This window comes from Microbacterium alcoholitolerans, assembly GCF_050408615.1.
In the GTDB taxonomy this organism is placed as follows: Bacteria; Actinomycetota; Actinomycetes; order Actinomycetales; family Microbacteriaceae; genus Microbacterium.
The window spans coordinates 2,778,046-2,799,902 of record NZ_JBNTKD010000001.1 but is presented as its reverse complement, the minus strand read 5'-3'; the positions used below and the strand labels follow the sequence as shown (position 1 = coordinate 2,799,902).

At 68.2% G+C, this 21,857-nt stretch carries 22 protein-coding genes, 1 tRNA gene, 1 other RNA gene and 1 pseudogene; 10 read left to right on the top strand and 15 right to left on the bottom strand.

Going from position 1 to position 21,857, the window contains the following annotated elements; translation table 11 throughout:
* The 3 genes from ACQUSX_RS13565 to ffs form a co-directional block, all read right to left on the bottom strand.
* Window positions 1-642, bottom strand: coding sequence for a hypothetical protein (locus ACQUSX_RS13565; RefSeq protein ID WP_428907433.1), 642 nt, complete (start codon window positions 640-642; stop codon window positions 1-3).
* Complete coding sequence (locus ACQUSX_RS13560; protein WP_428907432.1) at window positions 639-1,241, bottom strand: rhomboid family intramembrane serine protease; 603 nt, start codon at window positions 1,239-1,241, stop codon at window positions 639-641. The genes ACQUSX_RS13565 and ACQUSX_RS13560 overlap by 4 nt, the downstream gene beginning before the upstream one ends.
* A gap of 56 nt (window positions 1,242-1,297) precedes the next feature.
* Window positions 1,298-1,394, bottom strand: an RNA gene (gene ffs / locus ACQUSX_RS13555) — signal recognition particle sRNA small type.
* Between the two features lie 80 nt (window positions 1,395-1,474).
* On the opposite strand from ffs, the gene ACQUSX_RS13550 reads away from it, so the two are divergent.
* The 3 genes from ACQUSX_RS13550 to ACQUSX_RS13540 are packed head-to-tail and all read left to right on the top strand — an operon-like array spanning window position 1,475 to window position 5,912.
* Window positions 1,475-2,455: an AAA family ATPase gene (locus ACQUSX_RS13550; protein WP_428907431.1), complete on the top strand. Its 981-nt coding sequence runs from the start codon at window positions 1,475-1,477 to the stop codon at window positions 2,453-2,455.
* Between the two features lie 12 nt (window positions 2,456-2,467).
* Entirely contained in the window at window positions 2,468-3,655 is a 1,188-nt protein-coding gene (locus tag ACQUSX_RS13545) for a DUF58 domain-containing protein (protein WP_428907430.1), read from the top strand.
* Window positions 3,648-5,912 (top strand): transglutaminase TgpA family protein, encoded by a 2,265-nt coding sequence (locus ACQUSX_RS13540; protein WP_428907429.1) that lies wholly within the window; start codon window positions 3,648-3,650, stop codon window positions 5,910-5,912. The genes ACQUSX_RS13545 and ACQUSX_RS13540 overlap by 8 nt, the downstream gene beginning before the upstream one ends.
* Window positions 5,913-5,987: 75 nt before the next feature.
* On the opposite strand, the gene trhO is transcribed toward ACQUSX_RS13540, so the two are convergent.
* The gene (trhO, locus tag ACQUSX_RS13535; RefSeq protein WP_428907428.1) at window positions 5,988-6,896 is read right to left on the bottom strand and encodes an oxygen-dependent tRNA uridine(34) hydroxylase TrhO; all 909 of its coding nucleotides are present in this window, start codon (window positions 6,894-6,896) and stop codon (window positions 5,988-5,990) included.
* 87 nt (window positions 6,897-6,983) lie between these two features.
* Here trhO and ACQUSX_RS13530 point away from each other — a divergent pair.
* A tRNA-Ser gene (locus ACQUSX_RS13530) sits at window positions 6,984-7,071 on the top strand.
* Between the two features lie 254 nt (window positions 7,072-7,325).
* Here ACQUSX_RS13530 and ACQUSX_RS13525 read toward each other — a convergent pair.
* Window positions 7,326-7,526 (bottom strand): annotated as a pseudogene (locus ACQUSX_RS13525) (helix-turn-helix transcriptional regulator); the annotation flags it as partial.
* 62 nt (window positions 7,527-7,588) lie between these two features.
* Between ACQUSX_RS13525 and ACQUSX_RS13520 the strand changes: the two are divergent.
* Together ACQUSX_RS13520 and ACQUSX_RS13515 are read left to right on the top strand one after the other, a co-directional pair.
* Complete coding sequence (locus ACQUSX_RS13520; protein WP_428907427.1) at window positions 7,589-8,659, top strand: ABC transporter ATP-binding protein; 1,071 nt, start codon at window positions 7,589-7,591, stop codon at window positions 8,657-8,659.
* A complete protein-coding gene (locus ACQUSX_RS13515; RefSeq protein WP_428907426.1) occupies window positions 8,656-9,432 on the top strand; it encodes an ABC transporter permease in 777 nt (258 codons plus the stop codon). Before ACQUSX_RS13520 ends, ACQUSX_RS13515 begins: the two co-directional genes overlap by 4 nt.
* Before the next feature lie 36 nt (window positions 9,433-9,468).
* Here ACQUSX_RS13515 and ACQUSX_RS13510 read toward each other — a convergent pair whose 3' ends face one another.
* Together ACQUSX_RS13510 and ACQUSX_RS13505 are read right to left on the bottom strand one after the other, a co-directional pair.
* Window positions 9,469-10,068, bottom strand: coding sequence for a GNAT family N-acetyltransferase (locus ACQUSX_RS13510; RefSeq protein WP_428907425.1), 600 nt, complete (start codon window positions 10,066-10,068; stop codon window positions 9,469-9,471).
* The gene (locus tag ACQUSX_RS13505; protein ID WP_428907424.1) at window positions 10,043-10,708 is read right to left on the bottom strand and encodes a phosphatase PAP2 family protein; all 666 of its coding nucleotides are present in this window, start codon (window positions 10,706-10,708) and stop codon (window positions 10,043-10,045) included. The genes ACQUSX_RS13510 and ACQUSX_RS13505 overlap by 26 nt, the downstream gene beginning before the upstream one ends.
* Before the next feature lie 63 nt (window positions 10,709-10,771).
* Here ACQUSX_RS13505 and ACQUSX_RS13500 point away from each other — a divergent pair, with 63 nt between their 5' ends.
* On the top strand, window positions 10,772-11,104 hold the full coding sequence (locus tag ACQUSX_RS13500) for a cupin domain-containing protein (protein ID WP_428907423.1): 333 nt from the start codon (window positions 10,772-10,774) through the stop codon (window positions 11,102-11,104).
* 18 nt (window positions 11,105-11,122) lie between these two features.
* On the opposite strand, the gene ACQUSX_RS13495 is transcribed toward ACQUSX_RS13500, so the two are convergent.
* From ACQUSX_RS13495 to ACQUSX_RS13485, 3 genes are all read right to left on the bottom strand, one after another.
* The gene (locus ACQUSX_RS13495; protein WP_428907422.1) at window positions 11,123-12,091 is read right to left on the bottom strand and encodes a carbohydrate ABC transporter permease; all 969 of its coding nucleotides are present in this window, start codon (window positions 12,089-12,091) and stop codon (window positions 11,123-11,125) included.
* On the bottom strand, window positions 12,091-13,437 hold the full coding sequence (locus ACQUSX_RS13490; RefSeq protein WP_428907421.1) for a carbohydrate ABC transporter permease: 1,347 nt from the start codon (window positions 13,435-13,437) through the stop codon (window positions 12,091-12,093). The genes ACQUSX_RS13495 and ACQUSX_RS13490 overlap by 1 nt, the downstream gene beginning before the upstream one ends.
* Before the next feature lie 133 nt (window positions 13,438-13,570).
* Window positions 13,571-14,902, bottom strand: a complete 1,332-nt coding sequence (locus ACQUSX_RS13485; protein ID WP_428907420.1) for an ABC transporter substrate-binding protein — start codon at window positions 14,900-14,902, stop codon at window positions 13,571-13,573.
* A gap of 270 nt (window positions 14,903-15,172) precedes the next feature.
* On the opposite strand from ACQUSX_RS13485, the gene ACQUSX_RS13480 reads away from it, so the two are divergent.
* A complete protein-coding gene (locus ACQUSX_RS13480; RefSeq protein ID WP_428907419.1) occupies window positions 15,173-16,177 on the top strand; it encodes a LacI family DNA-binding transcriptional regulator in 1,005 nt (334 codons plus the stop codon).
* Window positions 16,178-16,235: 58 nt separating this feature from the next.
* On the opposite strand, the gene rplL is transcribed toward ACQUSX_RS13480, so the two are convergent.
* From rplL to ACQUSX_RS13465, 3 genes are all read right to left on the bottom strand, one after another.
* Complete coding sequence (gene rplL, locus ACQUSX_RS13475) at window positions 16,236-16,619, bottom strand: 50S ribosomal protein L7/L12 (protein WP_428907418.1); 384 nt, start codon at window positions 16,617-16,619, stop codon at window positions 16,236-16,238.
* 48 nt (window positions 16,620-16,667) lie between these two features.
* Window positions 16,668-17,156, bottom strand: coding sequence for a 50S ribosomal protein L10 (gene rplJ, locus ACQUSX_RS13470; RefSeq protein WP_428907417.1), 489 nt, complete (start codon window positions 17,154-17,156; stop codon window positions 16,668-16,670).
* A gap of 352 nt (window positions 17,157-17,508) precedes the next feature.
* Window positions 17,509-18,492, bottom strand: a complete 984-nt coding sequence (locus ACQUSX_RS13465; RefSeq protein ID WP_428907416.1) for a hypothetical protein — start codon at window positions 18,490-18,492, stop codon at window positions 17,509-17,511.
* A 267-nt stretch (window positions 18,493-18,759) separates the two neighbouring features.
* Between ACQUSX_RS13465 and ACQUSX_RS13460 the strand changes: the two genes are divergently transcribed.
* A complete protein-coding gene (locus tag ACQUSX_RS13460; protein WP_428907415.1) occupies window positions 18,760-19,437 on the top strand; it encodes a YqaJ viral recombinase family protein in 678 nt (225 codons plus the stop codon).
* 30 nt (window positions 19,438-19,467) lie between these two features.
* On the opposite strand, the gene ACQUSX_RS13455 is transcribed toward ACQUSX_RS13460, so the two are convergent.
* A complete protein-coding gene (locus tag ACQUSX_RS13455) occupies window positions 19,468-20,352 on the bottom strand; it encodes a LysR family transcriptional regulator ArgP (protein WP_428907414.1) in 885 nt (294 codons plus the stop codon).
* 71 nt (window positions 20,353-20,423) lie between these two features.
* Between ACQUSX_RS13455 and ACQUSX_RS13450 the strand changes: the two genes are divergently transcribed.
* Complete coding sequence (locus ACQUSX_RS13450) at window positions 20,424-21,098, top strand: LysE/ArgO family amino acid transporter (RefSeq protein WP_428907413.1); 675 nt, start codon at window positions 20,424-20,426, stop codon at window positions 21,096-21,098.
* Window positions 21,099-21,159: 61 nt separating this feature from the next.
* On the opposite strand, the gene rplA is transcribed toward ACQUSX_RS13450, so the two are convergent.
* The gene (gene rplA, locus ACQUSX_RS13445; RefSeq protein ID WP_428907412.1) at window positions 21,160-21,849 is read right to left on the bottom strand and encodes a 50S ribosomal protein L1; all 690 of its coding nucleotides are present in this window, start codon (window positions 21,847-21,849) and stop codon (window positions 21,160-21,162) included.
* Window positions 21,850-21,857: the final 8 nt, after the last annotated feature.

The following is a 21,857-nucleotide window of genomic DNA, read 5'->3' as shown; positions in this document are numbered from 1 at the left end:
TCAGCCTAGGGGCGCAGTGCACTCACCCGACAGCGCATCGACGACCGCCTCAGCGTCGTCGGCGAACTGCGCATAGTGCTCGGGGTCGGTGTTGACCTGCACCCGGTGGATCGCCTGGGAGGGCGGCTGCTGCGCCCAGCCGGCGATCCGCGCGAGCTTCGCATAGAACAGCGACGCAGCCGTGGCCGGATCCATCCGCTGCTCGACGCTCCCCCACCAGGCCTGCTGCTGGAACAGGCCGATGCTCGAGGTGCGCGTGCCGTCCGGGTTGGTGACGCCGGAGGTCTCCCAGTCGCCGTAGTCGATGTTGCGCAGCGAGCTCTCACCCATCGCCGCCATCACACCGATGATCTGTCCATCGCGCTCGAAGCCCATGCCCTGTGCGGTGCGGACGATCACGGCCGCGTTCTCGAGCTGCTCGCCGTCCCAGCCCGCGATGCCTGCGTCGGGGAAGTCCTGCGGCTGGGCGACGCAGTACGTCTCCTGCCGCGGTGACATCGCCCACGCCAACGCGACGAGCAGCGCGGACGCCACGATGGCGACGGATGCCGTGATCGCGACGACCCGCAGCATCCGACGTCTGCGTCTGCGACGTGCCGCGCGTCTTCGCAGCTTCGCCGCGCGGGTGCGGCGCTCGCTCACGCCGCCCGGTCCGCCCGCCGGCCGGAGAACGCCATCAGTCCGCCGCCGATCGCCCCGAACAGATGCGCCTGCCACGAGACGCCGGCACCGGCCCCGAAGATGCCGGTGAGCATCGACGCGCCGTAGAGCACGGCGACGATCAGCGCGATCGCCGCGTAGGCGATGCGATGCGCGACGCGGCCGGGCGCGAAGACGCGCATGATGATGTAGCCGAAGTAGCCGAACACGAGAACGGATGCACCGACGGTCAGCGTGCCGGGAGCGTTCACGAACCACGTGCCGATGCCCCCGACGAGGGCGACGACCGCAGTGACGGCCCAGAAGCGCTTCGCGCCTTCGACCGCGACCAGGCAGCCGAGCACGAGAAGCGGCACCGAGTTGGCGATCAGGTGCGCCCAGCTCGCGTGCAGCAGCGGACCAAGCACGAGCCCCTGCAGACTGCCGAGGTCCCACGACCGCAGACCCCAGCCGGTGAACGAGCCGGGCAGCACGGCATCTGCGAACTGGATGACCCACATCAGCGCGAGCAGCGCGACCGGCGCGAAGAAGCGCGCGAACGACGACGACGTGCGTCGGGCGGGAGCAGGGGATGCTGTCACAGAACGATCCTCGCAGGGCATCCGGTGAACGAGCCGAGATGGGGCTCCGAGGGGAAAGAAAAGACCCTCCGCGCACCCGACAGAGCCCGGTTACCCTTGCTACGTTTCCGTCCTGGGGGAATTGGCCTGGATGCCGTCACGCGGAGAGCCGTCGATCAGTCTACCCGACGCCGCCGAGCACCTCATACCGGGATACGATCGACACACGCACCGTCGCGCACGAGAGGCATCGCATGCACGAGAACGACCCGTCGATCACTGCCGAGCAGTTCGCCGAGCACACCTCACGGATCATCGACTCGGTGTCCTCTGTGATCGACGGCAAGCCCGAGGCGGTGCGCAGCGCGCTGATCTGCCTGCTCGCCGAGGGACATCTGCTGATCGAGGACGTGCCAGGAGTCGGCAAGACGATGCTCGCCCGCGCGCTGGCGGCGAGTGTGGATGCCACGGTGCGGCGCATCCAGTTCACCCCCGACCTGCTGCCGGGAGACGTCACCGGCGTCGCGGTGTACGACCCCGTGAACCGCGAGTTCGAATTCAAGCGCGGGGCGATCTTCGCGCACATCGTCATCGCCGATGAGATCAACCGGGCATCCCCCAAGACGCAGTCCTCGCTGCTGGAGGCGATGGAGGAGCAGCAGGTCACCGTCGACGGCGCCACCCACCACCTTCCCGAGCCGTTCCTCGTCGTCGCGACGCAGAACCCGCTCGAGATGGAGGGCACGTATCCCCTTCCCGAGGCGCAGCGCGACCGGTTCATGATGCGCATCTCGATGGGATATCCGGATGCCGCGGCCGAGACGCTCATGCTGCGACAGCGCGAGATCTCCAACCCGCTCTCTGCGATCACGCCGGTGACGGATGCCGCCAGCGTGCGGCAGCTGATCGCGTGGGCGCGCCGGGTGCACGTGGCCGAGTCGCTCGAGGAGTACGCCGTGAGCCTCGCCCAGGCGACCCGGATGGACCCCAGCCTGCACCTCGGGGCGAGCCCGCGCGCGACCCTTCAGCTGGTGCGCGCGGCGAAGGTCGCCGCCGCCCTGGACGGTCGCGACTTCATCGTGCCGGACGACCTCGCCGACCTGGTGATCCCCGTCTTCGCCCACCGCCTGCTTGCTGCCCGCGGCGTGCACCGCGCCGGCGCACAGCCTGTCGAGGCGGCGCTGCGCCAGATCATCTCCCGTGTGCCCGTGCCGTTCGCCGGCGCGCGCGTGTGACGCCGGCCGATCATGAAGCGTCGACCGCTCACGGCCCGAGGGTGGGGATGCCTGCTCGTGGGCATCCTGCTCGCCGTCGCCGCCAACGTCATCGGCGCACGCCCGCTGCTCTACATCGGCGTGCTGCTGATCCTGCTGCCGCTGATATCGCTGCTGGTGACGTACCTGCCGCGCCGCCGCGGTGAGGTTGCCCGGCAGATCTCCACCGACCTTCTCGCCGTCGGCGAGACGTCACGGGTGAGCATGCGCTTCGACCTGTACGCCGTGGGCATACCGCAGGGCAGCTGGCGAGACACCCTGCCGGATGCGGTCCGCGGCGATGCCAGCGGCGAGTACCCGACCGAGTCGCCGCTGCTGCGCTACGACGTCGAGGGCGTGCGCCGCGGGATCTCGACGCTCGGACCCCTCGTGCTGCGCACCGTCGACCCGTTCGGGCTCGCCCAGCGCGAGCAGGAGTTCGGCGACACCCGCACCATCACGGTCGTGCCGCAGGTGGTGCCGCTGCCCCCGCTGCCCACCAAGGTGGGCGCCGCGGGTGGAACAGCCCAGACGCGCTCCAGCCGGCTCGGGCAGGGATCCGACAACCTCATTCCGCGGCCGTACACCTCCGGCGACTCACGACGCCGCATCCACTGGCGCGCGACCGCACATCGCGGCGACCTGATGGTGCGGCAGGAGGAAGAGGAGGCCAGCCCCGACGCCGTCGTCGTGCTCGATCGCGCAGCCGCGCGCTGGGCACGCCCGGCCGACGAGCCGGACCCGGCGTTCGAGGCGGCCGTGTCGCTGTGCGCCTCCGCGGCGCTGCGATTCGTGCAGGACGGCTACAGCGTCGACGTGCTCGACAGCACCGGCGCGCTGCTGGGTGCGCTCCGAGGGCACGAAGACGACCGCGACGGGCTGATGGTCGCTCTCGCCACGGTCGGCCCACGCGGCGAGCCGCGCGACCTGCGCACCCTGGTCGGCAGCACACCCCCGGGCCCGCTGGTCGTGATCACCGGAGGGATCGATGAGCCGGATGCCGCACGGCTGAGCACAGCAGGCGCTGCCGCACCCATGCTGTTCGCCGCAGGCGCCGAACCGGGCGCGCTGCAGGCGGCGGCCGCGCACGGCTGGAACGTCGCGCCGCTGACGGACGCGGGCGCGGATCTGGAGTCGGCGTGGTCGGATGCCCTACCGATGGCCAAGGCGCCCCATGTTTGACACCGCGACCAAACCCCCAGATGCGGCGATCGCACGCGACGCCGCTGCTGGGCGTGCCAGCCCCGGCCCCGTCGGACCGAGCATCCTGGCAGCCGCGGCCACACTGGTCGCGATGTGGCCGTACACCGGCGTCATCATGTCCGGCGTCTGGACCTTCGTCGTCGTCACCGTCATCGTCGTGGTGGCCATCGCCGGCATCATCGGGCGGATCGTCTTCGCGCGGCTGCGCGATGGCATCCAAGATCTGCTCACGCTGCTGCTGCAGGTGTTCGCGACGGCGATGGCGTGCACTGCCATGCTCGTCAGCGAGACCGCGCTGTACGGCGTCATCCCGACCCCGACATCGGTGCGCCTGATCGGGCTGCGCATGCAGCAGGCGATCGATGAGATCGCGACCGGAGTCGCCCCGATCGCGGCATCCGTCGCCATGGCCACCGCGCTGGGACTGCTGTTCGCCGTCGTCGCGATCCTCGTCGATCACCTCGTGTCTCACCGCCTCATCATCCTGACCGTGCTGTTCACCTCGCTGCTGGGCGTGCTGCCCATGCTGATCTCGTTCGGCGCCGTGAACATGGTGTGGTTCCTGATGCAGTCCGTGATGATCCTGCTGGTGCTGCGCTTCGGTGCAAGGCACGATCGGCGCTCTCCGTCGCGCTCGAGCTACCTGGTCGCCAGCGCGGCGGGCATCGCCGTGATCGCGCTGACGATCGTGGCGACGCCCGTGCTGCCGATGGGTTCCGCGCTGCCCGGAACCGGGCCGACGCTGACGGTGCGCGCCGACCTGCGGCTGGGCGATGACCTTCGTCGTCCGGAGAGCATCGAGGCGCTCACGCTCGTGACGAGCGGATCCACCGCTCCCTATCTGCGACTGGCCACGCTGTCGAGGTTCGACGGCGAGATCTGGCGTCCCGATCGCACCGACCGTCAGCCACTCGCCCGGGGCTTCGGCGAGCGCGAATGGGACGAGGACATCGACACCATCGAGCGGCGGGTGTCGATCCGCGTGCTCGGCGTCTCCAGCGACCGGCTGCCGGTGCCATACGCGGCCGAACGGGTCAGCGGAGTGGACGCCGACTGGCGGGCCGTGCCCTTCAACCGCACCGTGGCGAGCAGCAGTCTTGATGCCGCCGGCGCCGACTACACCGTGCGCACCGCCACGGCCGCTCCGACGCTCGAGCAGGTCAGGGCATCGTCGGCTGCGAATGCCGGTCGCGTCGCGCCGCCTGCCGAAGACCTGCCCGCCATCATCGGAGAGACCGCCCGCGAAGTCACCGCGGGCGCGAACACCGATTACGACAAGTTGCTCACGCTGCAGGACTGGTTCCGCAGCGAGTTCAGCTACTCACTCGAAGCGCCTGTCGAGGAGGGCTTCGACGGCACCGGCGCGGATGCCGTGGCCACCTTCCTCGAGCAGCGCACCGGCTACTGCGTGCACTTCGCCGGCGCCTTCGCGCTGATGGCGCAGACGCTCGACATGCCGGTGCGGATCGTCGTCGGGTATCTGCCCGGCGTCGCAACGGATCAGCGCCGCGACGATGACATCGTCTACTCGGTCTCGAGCGATCAGCTGCACTCCTGGCCCGAGGTCTACTTCACGGGCATCGGCTGGGTGCCCTTCGAGCCGACCGCGACGCTCGGGACTCCGACCGACTTCGCATCCGAAGCGGCCGGCGGCGGCAGCGGCGAGTCGCCGGAGCTGCCCGAGCCGTCGGCTTCGCCTTCCGCCACGACCTCCGAGGCGCCCACCGGCGGCCCCGACCGGCTCGACGAGCAGTCGATCGGCGACCAGCAGCTGCAGACGCTGAACCCCATGCCGGTGCTGCTGACCGCGCTCGGCATCCTCATCGTCGTGCTGCTGCCCGCGCTCGTGCGCGCGGGCCTGCGGATGCAGCGGTTCGGCCGCGCCCGTCAGGGCGACGCGATGGCGGCGTGGCGCGAGCTCGCTGACACGATGGCCGACCTCGGACTGACCCTGCACGATGCGGACACCGCGCGCACGCGCGCCGAGAGGCTCGTCACCGAGCACGACGCGGACCGAGAGGCGATGGATGCCCTGGTGCGGGCAGTCGAGAGGCGCAGTTACGCGCGCCCGGGCGAGGCGTCGGATGCCGGAGACCTCGCGACCCCGCTCCGCACGGTGCTGGCTCAGTTGCCGGAGAGCGTCGACGGACGGCGTCGGATCACGGCGCGGATGCTGCCCGCATCGCTGTTCCACCGGGTGCGGATCGGCGAGCTGGAACTGCTCGGGAAGCGCTGAGCCGTTCGTGTTTTCAGCGGGCGTCAGCGACCGATGGTGTCAGCGGGCGTCAGCGACCGATGGTGTCAGCGGGCGTCAGCGACCGATGGTGTCGGATGCCGCGTGCTCCTCGCACGGAACCGTGTCGCACGCGGCGCAGACGACGAACTGCCGACGGCACGAGAGGTCGGGGCAGTTCGCCGTGCGGTTGGTGGCGGCGTGGCATCCGACGCACTCCCCGATGACGGCGGCGTGGTCGGAGAAGTCGACCGAGCCGCGCTTGTCGAACACGTACAGCGACCCCTCCCACAGTCCGTCGTCGCCGTACTTCTCGCCGTAGCGCGCGATGCCGCCGTCGAGCTGGTACACCTCGCCGAAACCGCGGGAGACCATCAGACTCGACAGCACCTCGCAGCGGATGCCGCCGGTGCAGTAGGTCACGACGGGCCTGCCCCTGAGATCGTCGAAGGTGCCGTCGTCCAGCAGCCGCACGAAGTCGCGGGTCGTGTCGGTGTCGGGCACGATCGCGTTCTTGAACCGGCCGATCTCCGCCTCGAGCGCATTGCGCCCGTCGAAGAACACGACCTCGTCGCCGCGCTCGGCCATCAGCTCATGCAGCTGCTCGGGATCGAGCCGTTCGCCGCCGCCGACGACGCCGCGCTCGTCGACCCGCAGCTCACCCGGGGCGCCGAAGGAGACGATCTCGTCGCGCACCTTGACGCTGAGCTTCGGGAAGTCAGTGCTGTAACCGTCGGCGTCGATGCCGGTGCCCTCGCTCCACTTGATGTCAGCGTCCTTGAACGCCGGGTAGTCACGGAAGCGCCGCAGCCACTTCTTGACCGCGGGCAGATCGCCGCCGAGGGTGCCGTTGATGCCGTGCTCGGAGATCAGGATGCGCCCGCGCAGCTTCAGCGCCTCGCCGAGGTCGCGCTGCCACAGCCGGACCGCATCGGGATCCGCCAGCGGCGCGAACGCGTAGAACAGGACGATCTTGGGTGTGGGCACCAGGAGATTCTACGTCGGGCGGTCTGAGCGGCCCCCGGGCGTTCGTGAGCTCTCGACGCATCGGATAGGATGGACAGGTTGTTTCCTGGTGACGTGTCCGAGCGGCCGAAGGAGCACGCTTGGAAAGCGTGTGTTGTGCAAGCAACCGAGGGTTCGAATCCCTCCGTCACCGCCAATCGTCCTGAGGGGGTTCCGCGCCAGCGGGACCCCCTCAGGACGTTATCCGGCCAGAACGTCCTATTCCCACGATGAGCCTGCGTCTGGTGCTTCACGACGCGGCGGCGGGGGCGCGGCATCCAGCGCGCGCAGCACCCGTTCGAGCGACTCGCGCAGCTCTGAGCGCTCCGGCTCGGGAAAGTCGGTGACGTATTCGACGCCTGCGGGGATGTACAGCATCCCGTACAGTGCCTCGCGCCAATCGCCGCCGCCGCTTCCCGCCTCGAGCCGGTAGCCCCCAGCCGAGCCCGGAGCGGATTCGACCCGGTAGCCGAGCGCGCGCAGGCGGTCGACGTCGCGACGCACGGTGCGCTCGGTGACAGAGAGGCGTCTGGCCAGTTCCGCGCCCGACCAATGCCGGTGCGTCTGCAGCAGGTTGAGCAGTGCGAGCGCGCGCGAGGTCGTGTCGGTCATGCATTCAAGATTGCCTGGTTATGCGGACGGAATGTGTCCGCATTGGTTTCTACGATCGGCGCATGGCACACGAACACATCATCGAAACCGAGGGCCTGACGAAGGTCTTCACTGTCAAGAAAACGAAGGTCGCCGCCGTCACCGACCTCACCTTCACAGCAAAACGGGGCGAGCTGGTCGCGTTCCTCGGCCCGAACGGCGCAGGCAAGTCCACCAGCCTGCGCATGCTCACCACTCTCATCCCCGCCACCTCCGGCACGGCACGCGTGGTCGGTCACGACATCCGGACGGATGCCGCGGGCGTGCGTGCCCGGATCGGCTACGTCGGGCAGCTCACCAGCGGCAGCTTCGCGCAGCGCGTGCGCGACGAGCTGCTCAGTCAGGGCGCCTTCTACGGGATGTCCGCGAAGAGCAGCATCCGCCGCGCCGACGAACTCATCGAGTCGCTCGACCTCGCGGGCTTCGCCACCAGGTCGGTGCAGCAGCTCAGCGGCGGCCGGAAGCGTCGCCTCGACATCGCGCTCGGGCTGATGCACGCGCCGCCGCTGCTCTTCCTCGACGAGCCGTCGACGGGGCTGGACCCGCAGAGCAGGGCGAACCTGTGGGAGCACATCCTGCAGCTGCGCCGGCAGCACGGCACCACGATCTTCCTCACGACCCACTATCTGGAGGAGGCGGATCGCTACGCCGAACGTGTGATGGTCATGGATCGCGGGCGCATCATCGCGGATGACCATGCAGACGCGCTGAAGGCGACGCTCGCGGGAGACGTGCTGTCCTTCGGATTCGCAGATGCCGCGCAGGCGGCCGCCGCGCAGCCGGTCGTCGCCCGGCTCACGCCGCGTGAGGTGACACTCGACGGCGCCTCGCTCTCGCTGGCCGTCCCCGATGGCGATCGTCTGCTGCCCGCCATCATCAGGGAGCTGGATGCCGCGGGCATCTCCGTGCACAGTGCAACCGGAGTGCCGCCGACGCTGGATGACGTCTTCCTCGTCCTCACCGGGCGCACGCTGCGCGACGCGGGCGAGGGCGACGGTCCCGGAACGCCCGCCGAACACGATGCCGGCGCCCCGGCATCCGACAACCCCGATCGCACGACCGGGACCGAGTCCCAGACAGGAGCACTCCGATGACCACCGACACCCTTGTGCGCGCGAACCTGGTGCGAGACACCCGCAACGTGCTCGTGCGCGAGCTCAAGCCGACTCTTCGCGACCCGTTCACGCTGATCTTCAGCCTGCTGCAGCCGCTGGTGTTCCTCGGGCTGTTCGCCCCGCTGCTCGTCGGCGGCTCAGGTCAGGCGGCCGCCGAGACACTGCAATGGTTCGTGCCGGGCGTGCTGGTCATGATCGTGCTGTTCGGCACCGGCGCGACCGGCTCCAATCTGCAGTACGAGATGATGACCGGCTCACACGAGCGCACCCTGGTCGCCCCGCTGGCGCGCTCATCGCTGCTCATCGGCCGGGCACTCAAGGAGATCGCGCCGATCGTCGTGCAGGCTCTGATCATCGTGCTCATCGCCTGGCCGTTCGGCTTCACGATCAACCCGCTCGGGATGCTCGTCGGGCTCGCGCTGCTGGCTGTGTTCGGCGTCGGTCTCGGCTCGCTCTCGTACGCTCTCGCCCTGGCGACGAAAGACCGGGAGTGGCTGTTCTGGGGCGTGCAGCAGTCGCTGATCTTCCCGCTGCTGATCCTGTCGGGCATGCTGCTCCCGCTGGACGAAGGGCCTGCGTGGATGCGCGTGGTCGCCTCGGTCAACCCTGTGAACTGGGTCGTCCAGGCCGAGCGCGCGCTGTTCGCCGGCGACTTCGCCGAGACCGCTGTCGCATGGGGATGGCTGTCGGCGGGAGCTGTCGCCGTCGTCGGATTGATGATCGGCATCCGCGCAATCCGCCGCAGCAGCTGACCACCGATCCGTGGGCTGTCGGCCGCGGGGTGTGATTCAGAACCTCACGCCGTACATGGTCGTGTCGGCATTCGACTCCAGCAGGTGCATGCCCATGCGCTCATAGAACGCGCCGGCGCCGGTGTTGCTGGGGTTCATGCCCAGATGAAGCCCCGGCACGCCGCGGCGGCGCAGCTCGGCGAACAGCGTCTCGATCAGCTGGCGCCCCAGCCCCAGCCCCTGGGTCTCGGGAAGCAGGTCGATGTGCAGGTGCGCGGGGTACTCGGCAGCGTGCTTTTCGTTGCCGGGTGCCCGCCGGCTCGCGTAGCCGATGATCCCGTCCTGCCGGGTCGGCTCGGCCGCCCCCGACAGCGGGTAGACGCCCACCTTCGCCGGCCACCACTCCTCACGGAACCACTGCTCGAAGGCATCCGTGTCGTCGGTCGCGACGATGTACCCGATGGTGCGTCCGTCGTCCGACTCGACCACCCAAGCCAGGCCGGGCTGGTGCACCGCGTACGGCACGGCGAACACGTCGCCCCACAGCCGGTCGTCGGTGAAGATGCCGGTCGCATCGGCACCGGCATCCGCCGTCTTCACGCAGATGTCGTAGAGCGCGTCGCGATCGGCATCACGGTAGGGTCGGATCTTCGGCACGGCTGCTCCTCGGCGAGGCGGTGGGTGGATCCGTCCAGCCTAGCGAGACCCAGCCCGCCAGCATCCCCGCCACGAGCAGCGCCGCCGACGCTCCCACCAGCGCTCCCGCGACGGTGTCGGTGATCCAGTGCACCGAAAGGATCGTGCGCGACAGCGCCATCACGGCCACCCACAGCGCGCCGATCAGCGCCACCCACACGCGTGGGAAAAGCAGCCACAGCACCACCGCGATCGTCGCCGCGTTCGACGTATGCCCCGACGGATATGATCCGAAGTCCGACGCGACGAGCATGTCGTCGGGTCTCGCGCGGCCGAAGATCTGCTTGAGCAGCTGGGTGAGTCCCGCGCTGACGATGAACGCCGAGGCCGCGAACACCGCACTGCGCCATTGCCGCATCAGCACGAGCACACCCACGATGAGCAGCGGCACGACGACCACCGCGATCCACCCGCCGCCGACGCGGTTCATGACGTGCGCGATCGACAGCATCCATGGCTGCCGCAGCTGCGCCATCGTGTCGTTCCAGAAGACGTCGAAGGCGTTCGTCGCTCCCGCCGGCAGCGTGACGACGAGAATCCCCAGCGACACGGCCACGGCGAGCAGCGCACCTCCGGTGATCAGCAGTGAGCGTCGCGTCATCGTCCCATTGTGCACACCTTGCGCGTCACCCCCAGCGGGCCGCGCCGACGCTATCCTCGGGCTATGAGCGCCGATCCGTCTGTCCTCCTGGCCGCCTCTGCCGCCGAGTTCGCGGCCGCGCATCCGATCGAGGACGGGCGCGTCCGTCCGCACCGCACGCTCGACGGCGACGGCTTCAAGATCCGCACGCTCACGATGGGCGAAGGTGCGGTCATGCGCGAGCACCGCGCGCCGGTTCCGATCCTCGTGCAGGTGATCAGCGGACGCATCCTGTTCCGCGTCGGCGGCTCGGAATACGATCTCACCGCGGGCGGCGCGATCCAGGTGCCAGCGGGCGTCCTCCACGAGCTCGAGGCTGTGGAGGACGCCCACGTGCTGCTGATCCTGCTGGGCTGATTTCGGCTGCTGGGCTGATCAGCCCTTGGTCGCGCCGGCCAGCAGACCGCGGACGAAGAACCGCTGGAGGGCGAAGAACACGATCAGCGGGACGATGATCGAGATGAACGTACCGGCCGACTGCAGGAACCACCGGTTGCCCCACGTGCCGGACAGCGAGTTCAGCGCCTGGGTGATCGGCAGTGCGCCGGGCGAGGCGAAGATCGTCGCCACCAGCAGGTCGTTCCACACCCAGAGGAACTGGAAGATGCCGAACGAGGCGATCGCCGGCATCGCCAGTGGCAGCACGATGCGGAAGAACACCTGGCCGTGACCGGCCCCGTCCACCCGCGCCGCCTCGATGATGTCGCCCGGCAGCTCCGAGATGAAGTTGTGCAGCATGAACGTCGCCAGCGGCAGAGCGAAGATCGCGTGGGCGATCCACACCCGGGCGAAGCTGTAGTCCACGTCGTTCAGCCCGAAGCCGGGGAAGATCGGCACGTCGTTGATCGTGAGTCCGTTGGAGAACAGGCTCAGCAACGGCACGAGGGCCATCTGCAGCGGCACGATCTGCAGGGCGAAGACGAACACGAACAGCATGTTCCGGCCCTTGAAGTCGATCCACGCGAACGCGTAGGCGGCGAGCGAGGCGAGGGTGATCGGGATGATCGTCGCCGGGATCGTGATCGCCAGAGAGTTCACGAACGCGACGGCGAGTGTGGTCGAGGTGCCTCCGGCCGTCAGCGCCTCCACGTAGTTCTCGAGCGTGAACTCGGGGTTCGCGAACGCCGTCCACCAGCCGGTGGACTGCGTGTCAGCGCCAGGACGGAACGAGGTGACGAACAGGCCGAAAGTGGGGATCGTCCAGAAGACGGCGATGATCACCGCGGCGATCGTCGCCCCACGCGAGGTGAGCTTCTTGCGGGCGATCGCCTCGTTGCGTCTGGTGTCGCGGGCGACCTGACGCTTGGAGCGGTTGTCGGTGACGACGGCTTGTGTGGCGCTCATCAGCGGATCTCCCTCTGCTTGCGCAGCGATTGCGCGTTGTAGATGATCAGCGGCAGCACGAACAGGAACAGCACCACGGCCAGGGCCGAGGAGTGTCCGTAGCTCTGGAAGCGCTGCTGCTGGTTGACCATCTCGAATCCGAGGACGGAGGTGTCGTTGCGGCCACCGGTCATCACCGCGACGATGTCGTAGACCTTCAGCGACGCGATGGTGATCGTCGTCAGCACCACGATCAGCGACGATCGGATGCCCGGAAGCGTGACATTCCGGAACCGCTGCCACGCGTTCGCGCCGTCGAGTTCGGCGGCCTCCATCTGCTCGACCGGCACGCCGTTGATGGCGGCCGAGAGGATCACCATCGCGAAACCGGTCTGGGTCCAGATGAAGACGATCAACAGCATGAAGGTGTTCACCAGCGGCTGCACGGCGAGCCAGTTCACCGGCTCACCGCCGAAGAACGTGACGATGGCGTTCAGCAGGCCGAGCTGGTCGCCCTGCCGGTAGTCGTACACGAACTTCCAGATGATGCCCGCGCCGACGAACGAGATCGCGACCGGCATGAATACGAGGACCTTGAGCACCTTCTCACCGCGCGCCCGGTCGATGAAGACGGCGTATGCGAGACCGATGGCGACCGAGAACGTCGGTGCCAGCAGCGCCCAGATCAGCGTGTTGATGACGGAGGATGTGCCGACCGGGTTGGTGAAGACCCAGATGTAGTTCTCAAGGCCGACGAACTCGTCACCCCTCTTGTCGAAGAACGACTTCACGAACGTCGCGATGGCCGGGTAGATCAGACCCATCAGCAGCATGATCGATGCGGGCGTCATGAACAGCATCAGCTGGAACAGGTATCCCGCGCCCTGGCGTGATCGGTAGTCGGCGAAGAAGAGCAGGCCGCCGACCAGCAGTGAGATCGCCACGACGTACAGCACCGCGTTCTGGTACGGGCGCAGCAGCAGGAACGCGAGCAGCGGGATGATCAGACAGGCGACCAGTCGCATGATGAAGTAACCGCGACCCGGTCGCGGTGCGTACTCGATGAGCACGAGCAGGATCGCGACGACGACGGCGAACACTGCGACGAACACCGGGATCTGCGCGAGGGGGTGCATTCCGCCCAGTGCCACGAAGAAGCTGTTCAGCGAGAAGCCGATGGTGGTGCGCACCGGGTCCTCAACCGGTGCCGAGAAGATGAGGAGGAAGAACAGTGCGGCGACGACGACGAATCCGACGATGACGACGATTCGGGTGGTCCTGCGCCCCTTCTCGTCGACGCCGTGCGTCGTGGTCGGCGGGTCCGTCTGCTCTCTGGTCCCAGGGTTGTCGACAATCGTCTGCGACATGTGATCGCCCTTCTGAGTACGTCTCCGGAGCGCCGCCCCAGTGCGGCGACCCGGCTCGGGTTGCGACTGCAGGGTCGGGCGTGGGCCCGACCCTGCAGCCATCAGCAGGTAGCGCTCAGACTAGCGCCGAGTGCTAGTTCTCGTAACCTGCCTGGATGTTCGAGAGCACGTCCTCCGTGGGCGTGCCGTCGATCCAGTCGACCATTCCCTTCCAGAACGAACCCGATCCGACCGTGGAGGGCATGAGGTCAGAGGCGTCGAAACGGAAGACCGTCGCATCGTCCTGCATGATCTCCATGGCCTCCTGGAGGAACTCGCTGGATGCGAGGCTCGCGTCGGCGTTCTTGTTGGCCGAGATGACGCCACCGAGCTCGACACGCGCGTCGGCGAACTCAGGGGATGCCATGAACTCGAGCACCTGCTGAGTGGCATCTTCGTCGTTGAACGCCGCGACGAACTCGCCGCCGCCCTCGACCTGCAGAGCGCCCTCGTCCATGCCCGGCATGATGAACGCGTAGACGTCACCGTCGGGCGCGACCGTCGGGGTTTCACCGTCGGCGTTCTCCACGTCGAGGAAGTTCGCAGACAGGAACGACGCCTGGTGCGTCAGCGCGCAGCTGCCGTCGGCGACCTTGGCGGCGACGTCACCGAACGCCGTCGAGTTGATGCTCTTGACGTCACCGAAGCCGGCGTTGACGTAGTCCGGGTTCAGCAGGATCGAGCCGACCGCGTCGAACGCGTCCTTGATCTCGGGGTCCGTGAACATCACGTCTCCGGCCACCCAGTCGTCGTAGACGTCGGGACCGGACTGACGAAGCACGAGGTCCTCGATCCAGTCGGTGCCGGGCCAGCCCGAGGCGTCTCCGGATGCGAACCCGGCGCACCAGGGCGTCTCACCCGTCTTCTCGCGGATCGTGTCGGTCAGGGCGATCATGTCGTCCCAGGTCTTGGGGACCTCGACACCCCATTCCGCGAAGTCGGAGGGCGAATACCAGATGTAGCCCTTCAGGTTCGCGAGCATCGGCGCCGCGTAGAACGTGTCGTCGAACGTGCCGTAGGTCTTCCAGTCCTCAGACCAGTTCTCGTCGACGGCCGCTTCGACCGCCTCGGGAGCCGCCTGGACCTCGCCTGTCTCGACGAGCGTCTTCAGCAGACCGGGCTGCGGGACGATCGCGATGTCGGGCGCGTCACCGCCGGTCACCTTGGTGACGATGTTTCCCTCGAAGCCCTTGTCGCCGGTGTATTCGACCTTGATGCCGGTGTCTTCGGTGAACTTCTCGAAGGACTGGTTGAGGGCATCGGCCTCACCGCCGGTGATGCCTCCGGAGATGCGGACCGTCTGGCCCTCGGCGCCTCCTCCGCCCCCTCCCTCGGGAGCTGCCTCCGCGCAGCCGGACAGGGCGATTGCCGCTGCTCCGACCAGCGCGAGGGGAGCAAGCAGGCGATATCGCTGTGACAGAGCCATGTGTTTTCTCCTCTTCGGGTGGATCCCTGGTTCCCAAAGTGGCGAATTCCGCGTACGTTGAGGAACCGATTCCAGAACAACCTACTTGCCCCGGACGTCCCCACACAATGCCAGCAGAAGACATTTGAACAACTGTTGTCCATACGTGATGCATTGCATGGGAGCGCTCCCAAAGCATAACCTGTGGAACCGGTTCCGTTCGATCTTTGATCTCGATGCGCCTCTCAATGCCCGATTTCTCGCGACGAACGCCTGCGAAAGTGAGGAGCGATGAGCACGATCGCCCATGTCGCCGCGCGTGCGGGCGTCTCCAAGGCGACCGCGAGCCGCGCGCTCAGCGGTGGCGGCTACGTCTCCGCCGACACGCGCGAGCGCGTCCGCGCCGCTGCGAAGGAGCTCGCGTACGTCGCGCACTCCTCAGCGATGAGCCTGGCAACCGGCCGTTCGCTTTCGGTCGGGGTCATCATGCCGTCGCTGCATCGCTGGTTCTTTGCAGAACTGCTCAGCGGCATCCAGGAGGGCCTGCTCGCCTCCGGACACGACCTCGTGCTCTACGGCATGCGGGAGGGGTCCGCCGAGCGCACGAAGCTCTTCGAGCAGGTGCTCCCCCGGCGCCGACTCGACGGGATCATCGCCGTCGGCATCCAGCCGAGCGCACATGAACTCGAGCGCCTCCGGCGCGTCGACTCGCCGCTGGTCACGATCGGCGCGTACAGCGAAGGCAGCTCCGCCGTGTCGATCGACGACGAAGCCGCCGGACGGATCGCGACCGAGCACCTGATCGACCTCGGCCATCAGCGCATCGCCTTCCTCGGCGGCAGGCCGGATGCCGCCACCCACGCGTATGGCGACGGACGCCGCCTGGCGGGCTATCGCGCCGCCATGGTCGCCGCAGGCCTCGAAGAGCAGTCCCGTCACGAAACCGGCGGGGTGACCATGCCGGACGGATACGAGTCAGGCGTGCGGATGCTGGGCGATCGCCAGCGCCGGCCCACCGCCATCGTCGCCGTCTGCGACGAGGTGGCGGTCGGCGCGATCATCGCGGCCCGGCGGATGGGCCTCGCCGTCCCGTCGCAGCTGAGCGTCGTCGGCGTCGACGATCACGAGAACGCGGAGATGTTCTCGCTCACGACCGTCCGCCAATCACCGCGCGCACAGGGCGTCGCGGCGGTGGAGGTGCTGCGTGACCGGATGGATGCTCCGGATGCGCCGCTCGCGCGGCGGGTGCTGCTGTCCGAGCTCGTGGTGAGATCGTCGACCGCGGCTCCGCGCTGAGAATACGCAGAAGGCCCCGGGATGACTCCCGGGGCCTTCGATGTGCGTCAGACGCGAATTACTTGAGGGTGACCGTGGCGCCGGCGGCCTCCAGGGCCTCCTTCGCCTTCTCAGCGGTCTCCTTGTTGGCGCCCTCGAGGACGGCCTTCGGAGCACCGTCGACGACAGCCTTGGCCTCGCCGAGACCCAGCGAGGTCAGCTCGCGGACGGTCTTGATGACCTGGATCTTCTTGTCGCCTGCAGCCTCGAGGATGACGTCGAACGAGTCCTTCTCCTCCTCGGCCTCGGCAGCGCCCGCGCCACCAGCAGCGCCGGCAACGGCGACGGGGGCGGCGGCGGTGACGTCGAACTTCTCCTCGAACGCCTTAACGAACTCGCTGAGCTCGACAAGGGTAAGGCCAGCAAACTGCTCCAGCAGCTCCTCAGTGGTGAGCTTCGCCATGATGTATCTCCTAATAGATGGGGTTTATGTGGGGAAGACGCCGGTCGCTTACGCGGCCTCAGCGGTCTCCAGCTTTTCGCGAAGCGCGTCGATGGTGGCCGCAGCCTTGCCCATCGTCGCCTTCATCATGCCCGCTGCCTTCGCCAGCAGAACCTCACGGCTCTCGAGCGAGGCGTACTTGTTGACCTCGTCGGCGTCGAGGGTCTTGCCCTCGAAGACGCCGCCCTTGATCACGAGAAGCGGGTTGGCCTTGGCGAAGTCACGCAGAGCCTTGGCAGTGGCGACGAAGTCACCGTGCACGAACGCCACGGCCGACGGGCCCTTGAAGCCGTCGTCCAGCGTCGTGATCCCCGCGTTGTTCGCGGCGATCTTGGTCAGCGTGTTCTTCACCACGGCGTATTCCGCGTCCTGACGGATGGTGTTGCGCAGCTCCTTGAGCTGGGCAACCGTCAGACCGCGGTACTCGGTCAGCAGGACGGCGTTCGAGTTCTCGAAAGACTTCGTGAGCTCGGAAACCGTTGCATCCTTCTGCGCCATGGTCACTCCTTACGTGTACGGACACCACGCGGATGCGGGGCGTCGACCTCGACTGCCCCACGACATAGGAAAAGCTCCGGCGCAAGCGCACGGAGCTTCAAGAAGTATCTCGCACACCTGCGCGGGCCCCTGCGATGCAGTGCTTCGATCCTCACGCGCTTTCGCGCACGATGATGACCGGCGGTCTTCGGTTGCGTCTACTCTACGGCATCCGCTCCTCTCCCCCAAATCTCCCCGCGTCGTCTCCCTTCTTCGTCACCGCCCCTGTTGAGCTACGCGGCCCCTGCTCAGTTGCGCGAACCAGCAGGGGCCGCGTAGCCGGGCAGGGGCGAGGGCTGCGAGATCGACGTCGCTAACCCGGAGGACGGATGCCGAAAGCAGCCAACTTCGCCCCGAAGACCTCAGCGGTCCTGATATCCGGCGACCCCCACCGCGCCATGCGCCAGCCGGTGACGCCGCGGATGTCGTCCTCGCGCCACTTCTCCTCGAGGACGACATCCTCGGCGCTCATCGTCCCCCGCAACTGGTCATCGAGGTACTTTGCTCGGCCGTCGAACTCGCCGAAGCAGCGCGAACGGCGGAACCCGAAGTCGAGCCAGTAGTCGTCACCCTCCGATCCGCGCACATGCACCTGCAGCTCGGGTCGGGCGAAACCGAGAATGGCCAGGTGCAGCCTGCTCACACTCTCCCCCGGCAACTGCGCACGCCCGTCCGCGAAACCGATGATGCGCCTCGCACGCACGATCCCCGGCCTGCGCGCGCGTTCCGCACGTTCGGACATCCGGCCCGCCCACGCCTCGGCGGCATCGGCATCGAGCGTCTGGCCACGAACCGACTCCCTGCGCAGCGCGGCGTCCGCCGCTGAGAGCGAGACCGTGCCCCTGCTCGTGCACGCGAGATCCAGCACCGTGCGGTCGAGCGAGGTGCATCGGATGCCATCGATCTCGACGATTTCGGCGGGATCGATCGGGATGTTGTGCCAGGTCACGCCCGCGACGGTCCGACCGTGCCGCGTGCCGAGGATCGCCGCGTGCACGTTCTTCGGCGCCAGCCGGGAAAGCGGCAAGGCATGCAGGACCGCGGCAGAAGGCCCCCAGAACACCGGTCCCGGCTCGACGGAGTTCAGGTGCGTCGCCACGACCTGCACGAGATGGCGCCCCTCGTTCCAGAGGGCCTCCCAGTCCTCCGTGCGCACGTAGCGGTCATTGCGCACGCGGCGGAACACCTGGACGGACACCAAGCGCGCTATGTCGCGCTCGGTGTGTCCGCGCTCACGCAGCTGAGCTCGCGTGAGGATCAGAGCGTGGGCTTGTGCAATGTCGATTGCCTTCGGCATCCACCGATCTTCCGGCACCGACGGACCCCGATCGGGTTATCCCCAACCGCACTGCTGTATTCACCTGCGACCGTCGGTTGTGCATAAACGAGCGCGGCATCCTTCCGCTGCGTTCGGCCCCTGCTCAGCTACGCCGCCCCCGCTCAATTGCGTAGACGAGCAGGGGCCGGGTAGCTGAGCGGGGGCGGCGACGGAGGTCTGTGCGACGGATGCGCGGGGCGGCGTGTACGGGACGAGGAGGCGGCGGATGAGGGGTAACCTCGTGGAGTGACCCCGGAACTCGAATCGCGCATCGTCGCGGACTCCCGCGACCGGGTCAGCTGGCTCCGCGCGCGGGCACGCGGGATCACGGCGACCGACGTCGCAGGTCTCTCCGGAGAAAGTTCCATCACGCGCGCTGCGGACGCCAAACTCGGCGGCGGTCCGCGCTTCGGCGGGAACGCGTACACCGACCACGGTCGTCGCCGCGAGCCCGAGATCGCCGCCTGGGTCGCCGCGACCCACGGCATCCTGCCCTCGTCCGCTCTGTTCCACGCCGAGGTCGAGAAGCGTCACCTCGCCACTCCGGACGGGATCTGCGTCGACGGCGGCAGCCGCGTCCTGCTGGCCGAGATCAAGACCACCAACAAGTCCTGGCGCACGATCCCGCGCACCTACCTGCGTCAGGTGTGGTGGCAGCAGCACGTCCTCGGTGCAGAGCGCACGCTCTTCGTCTGGGAGGAGCACGACGACTTCAACCCGATCCACGACGAGCCGCGCTCCGTGTGGATCGACCGCGACGAGAAGGAGATCGGGCAGCTGGTGGGACTCGCCACACGCCTGATCGACGAGCTCTACCGTCGCACCACCGGTCAGACCCCTCCGCCTCGCGAAGCGCTGCCGCCCAGCAGGCGCAATGCGCTGCGCGAGCGCGACATGTTCCGCGCCCTCGCCCTGTCGGACTGACGGCCCCCGCGACTGACTCCCGCGTACCGCTCAGGCCGGAGCAAGCACCGTGCGCGCCTCCGCCGCCACCTCGGCGGCGATCGCATCGAGCAGGGGCGAGCGCAGGTTCCACTGCTGCCAGTACAGCGGCACGCGGGTCGAGGGCCCGCCGAGGTCCACCAGCGAATCGATGCCCTGCACCACAGGGATCAGACCCCAGCCGAGCCCCAGCCGCACCGCCTGAGCGAAGTCGTAGGATGCCGGCACGTAATGCCTCGGCACCGCCCACGGGTCCACACCGCGCACCCGCAGCCAGTCGTGCTGCAGGGTGTCGCGGCGGTCGAAGTCCACGAAGGGCGCTGCGCGCAGGCGGTCGGCGGCGACGCCGTCGGGGAACCACCGATCGATGTACTCGGCGGTGGCCATCGGACGATACTCGAAGACGCCGAGCGCCGTCACCGCGCTGCCGCCGACCGGAGCCGACTCGCTGGTGACCGCCGCCATCACCTGCCCTGACTCCAGCAGTCTGGCGGTGTAGTTCTGGTCATCGCGATGCAGGTCGAGGTCGACGTCGTACCTGCGGGCGATGCGCGCGATCGGCTCGAGGAACCAGGTCGCCATTGAGTCCGCGTTCACGGCGAGCGGCACGCGGATTCGCGGGATCGCGTCCTCTCCGGCATCCAGGCCGAAGGCGGCGACCGTGTCGCGCTCCAGCAGCTCGACCTGCCTCGCCAGCCGCACCAGTGCCTGACCCGCCTCGGTCGCCCGGATCGGACGCGAGCGCACCACGACGACACGGCCGAGCTGCTGCTCGACCGCCTTGATGCGCTGGCTCACCGCCGACGGCGTGATGTGCAGGCGGCGCGCGGCGGCGTCGAAGCTGCCTTCGTCGATGACAGCGGCGACGGTGGATGCCAGTTGCGCGTCGATCTTCACATGAGCAAGGTTAATGCAGGCGCAGAGAACATAACTGGTGCTCACCGTGCCGCGCCGCCTAGCGTGGAACCATGCTCACCTTCCTCGCCGGGCTCGGCCTCGGGCTCTCGCTGATCATCGCGATCGGTGCGCAGAACGTCTTTCTGCTTCGCCAGGGCCTGCGGCGCGAGCACGTTCTCGCAGTAGTGCTGATCTGCGCAGTGTCGGATGCTGTGCTGATCACCGCCGGAGTGGCCGGCATCGGCCTGCTCGTTCAGCAGGCGCCGTGGCTCGTCATCGTGGCGCGATGGGCGGGCGCCGTCTTCCTCATCTGCTACGGCGCGCTGGCTGCGCGACGAGCGTGGCTCGGCACCGACCAGGGCTTGGATGCTGAAGCCGCCGGCCCAGCTGTGACATCGGCGCCTGCCGCGAGCTCTCGGCCGGCGGGCACGACGACGGCGACAGCCTCCCGCCTGGCGCCGGTGGTCATCACCGCGCTGGCGCTCACATGGCTCAATCCCCACGTGTACCTGGACACCGTGCTGATGCTCGGCTCCGTGGCATCCACTCACGGCGACCAGCGCTGGGTCTTCGCGGCGGGCGCGGTGCTCGCAAGCTTCCTGTGGTTCTTCGGTCTGGGATTCGGCGCCCGCCACCTCGGCCGCTGGCTGCGCACACCGCGCGCATGGCGGGTGCTCGATGCGCTGATCGCGATCGTGATGATCGCCCTCGGTGTGAGCCTGGTGCTTCCGGTGCTGGGCGGCTGACCCGAGACGACGAAGACCCCCACCCGAGGGTGAGGGTCTTCGACGCTGTATGCGTGACGCGTCAGATGGCGTTGACGTCCAGCGGGATGCCGGGGCCGAACGTGGTCGACACGGCGCCCTTCTGGATGTAACGGCCCTTCGAGCTGGCCGGCTTCAGACGCACGATCTCCTCGAGCGCTGCGCCGATGTTCTCGTTCAGCTGCTCAGCCGAGAACGAGGCCTTGCCGACGATGAAGTGCACGTTGGCGTGCTTGTCGACGCGGAACTCGATCTTGCCGCCCTTGATCTCCTCCACGGCCTTGGCCGGGTTGGGGGTCACGGTGCCGGTCTTCGGGTTCGGCATCAGGCCGCGCGGACCCAGCACCTTGCCGAGACGACCGACCTGGCCCATGAGCTCAGGGGTCGACACCGCTGCGTCGAAGTCGGTCCAGCCGCCGGCTACCTTCTCGATCAGCTCGGCGCCACCGACCTCGTCGGCGCCAGCGGCGATGGCGGCCTCAGCAGCCGGGCCGTTGGCGAACACGATGACGCGGGCGGTCTTGCCGGTGCCGTGCGGGAGCATGACGGTGCCGCGCACCATCTGGTCTGCCTTGCGGGGGTCGACGGCGAGCTTCAGCGCGACCTCGACGGTCGAGTCGAACTTCGCCGAACCGGTCTCCTTGGCCAGGGCGACAGCCTCAGCAGGAGTGTAGAAACGGTCTGCCTCGATCTTGGCGAGGGCAGCCTGGTATGCCTTGGACTTGGTAGCCATTGTTCTCT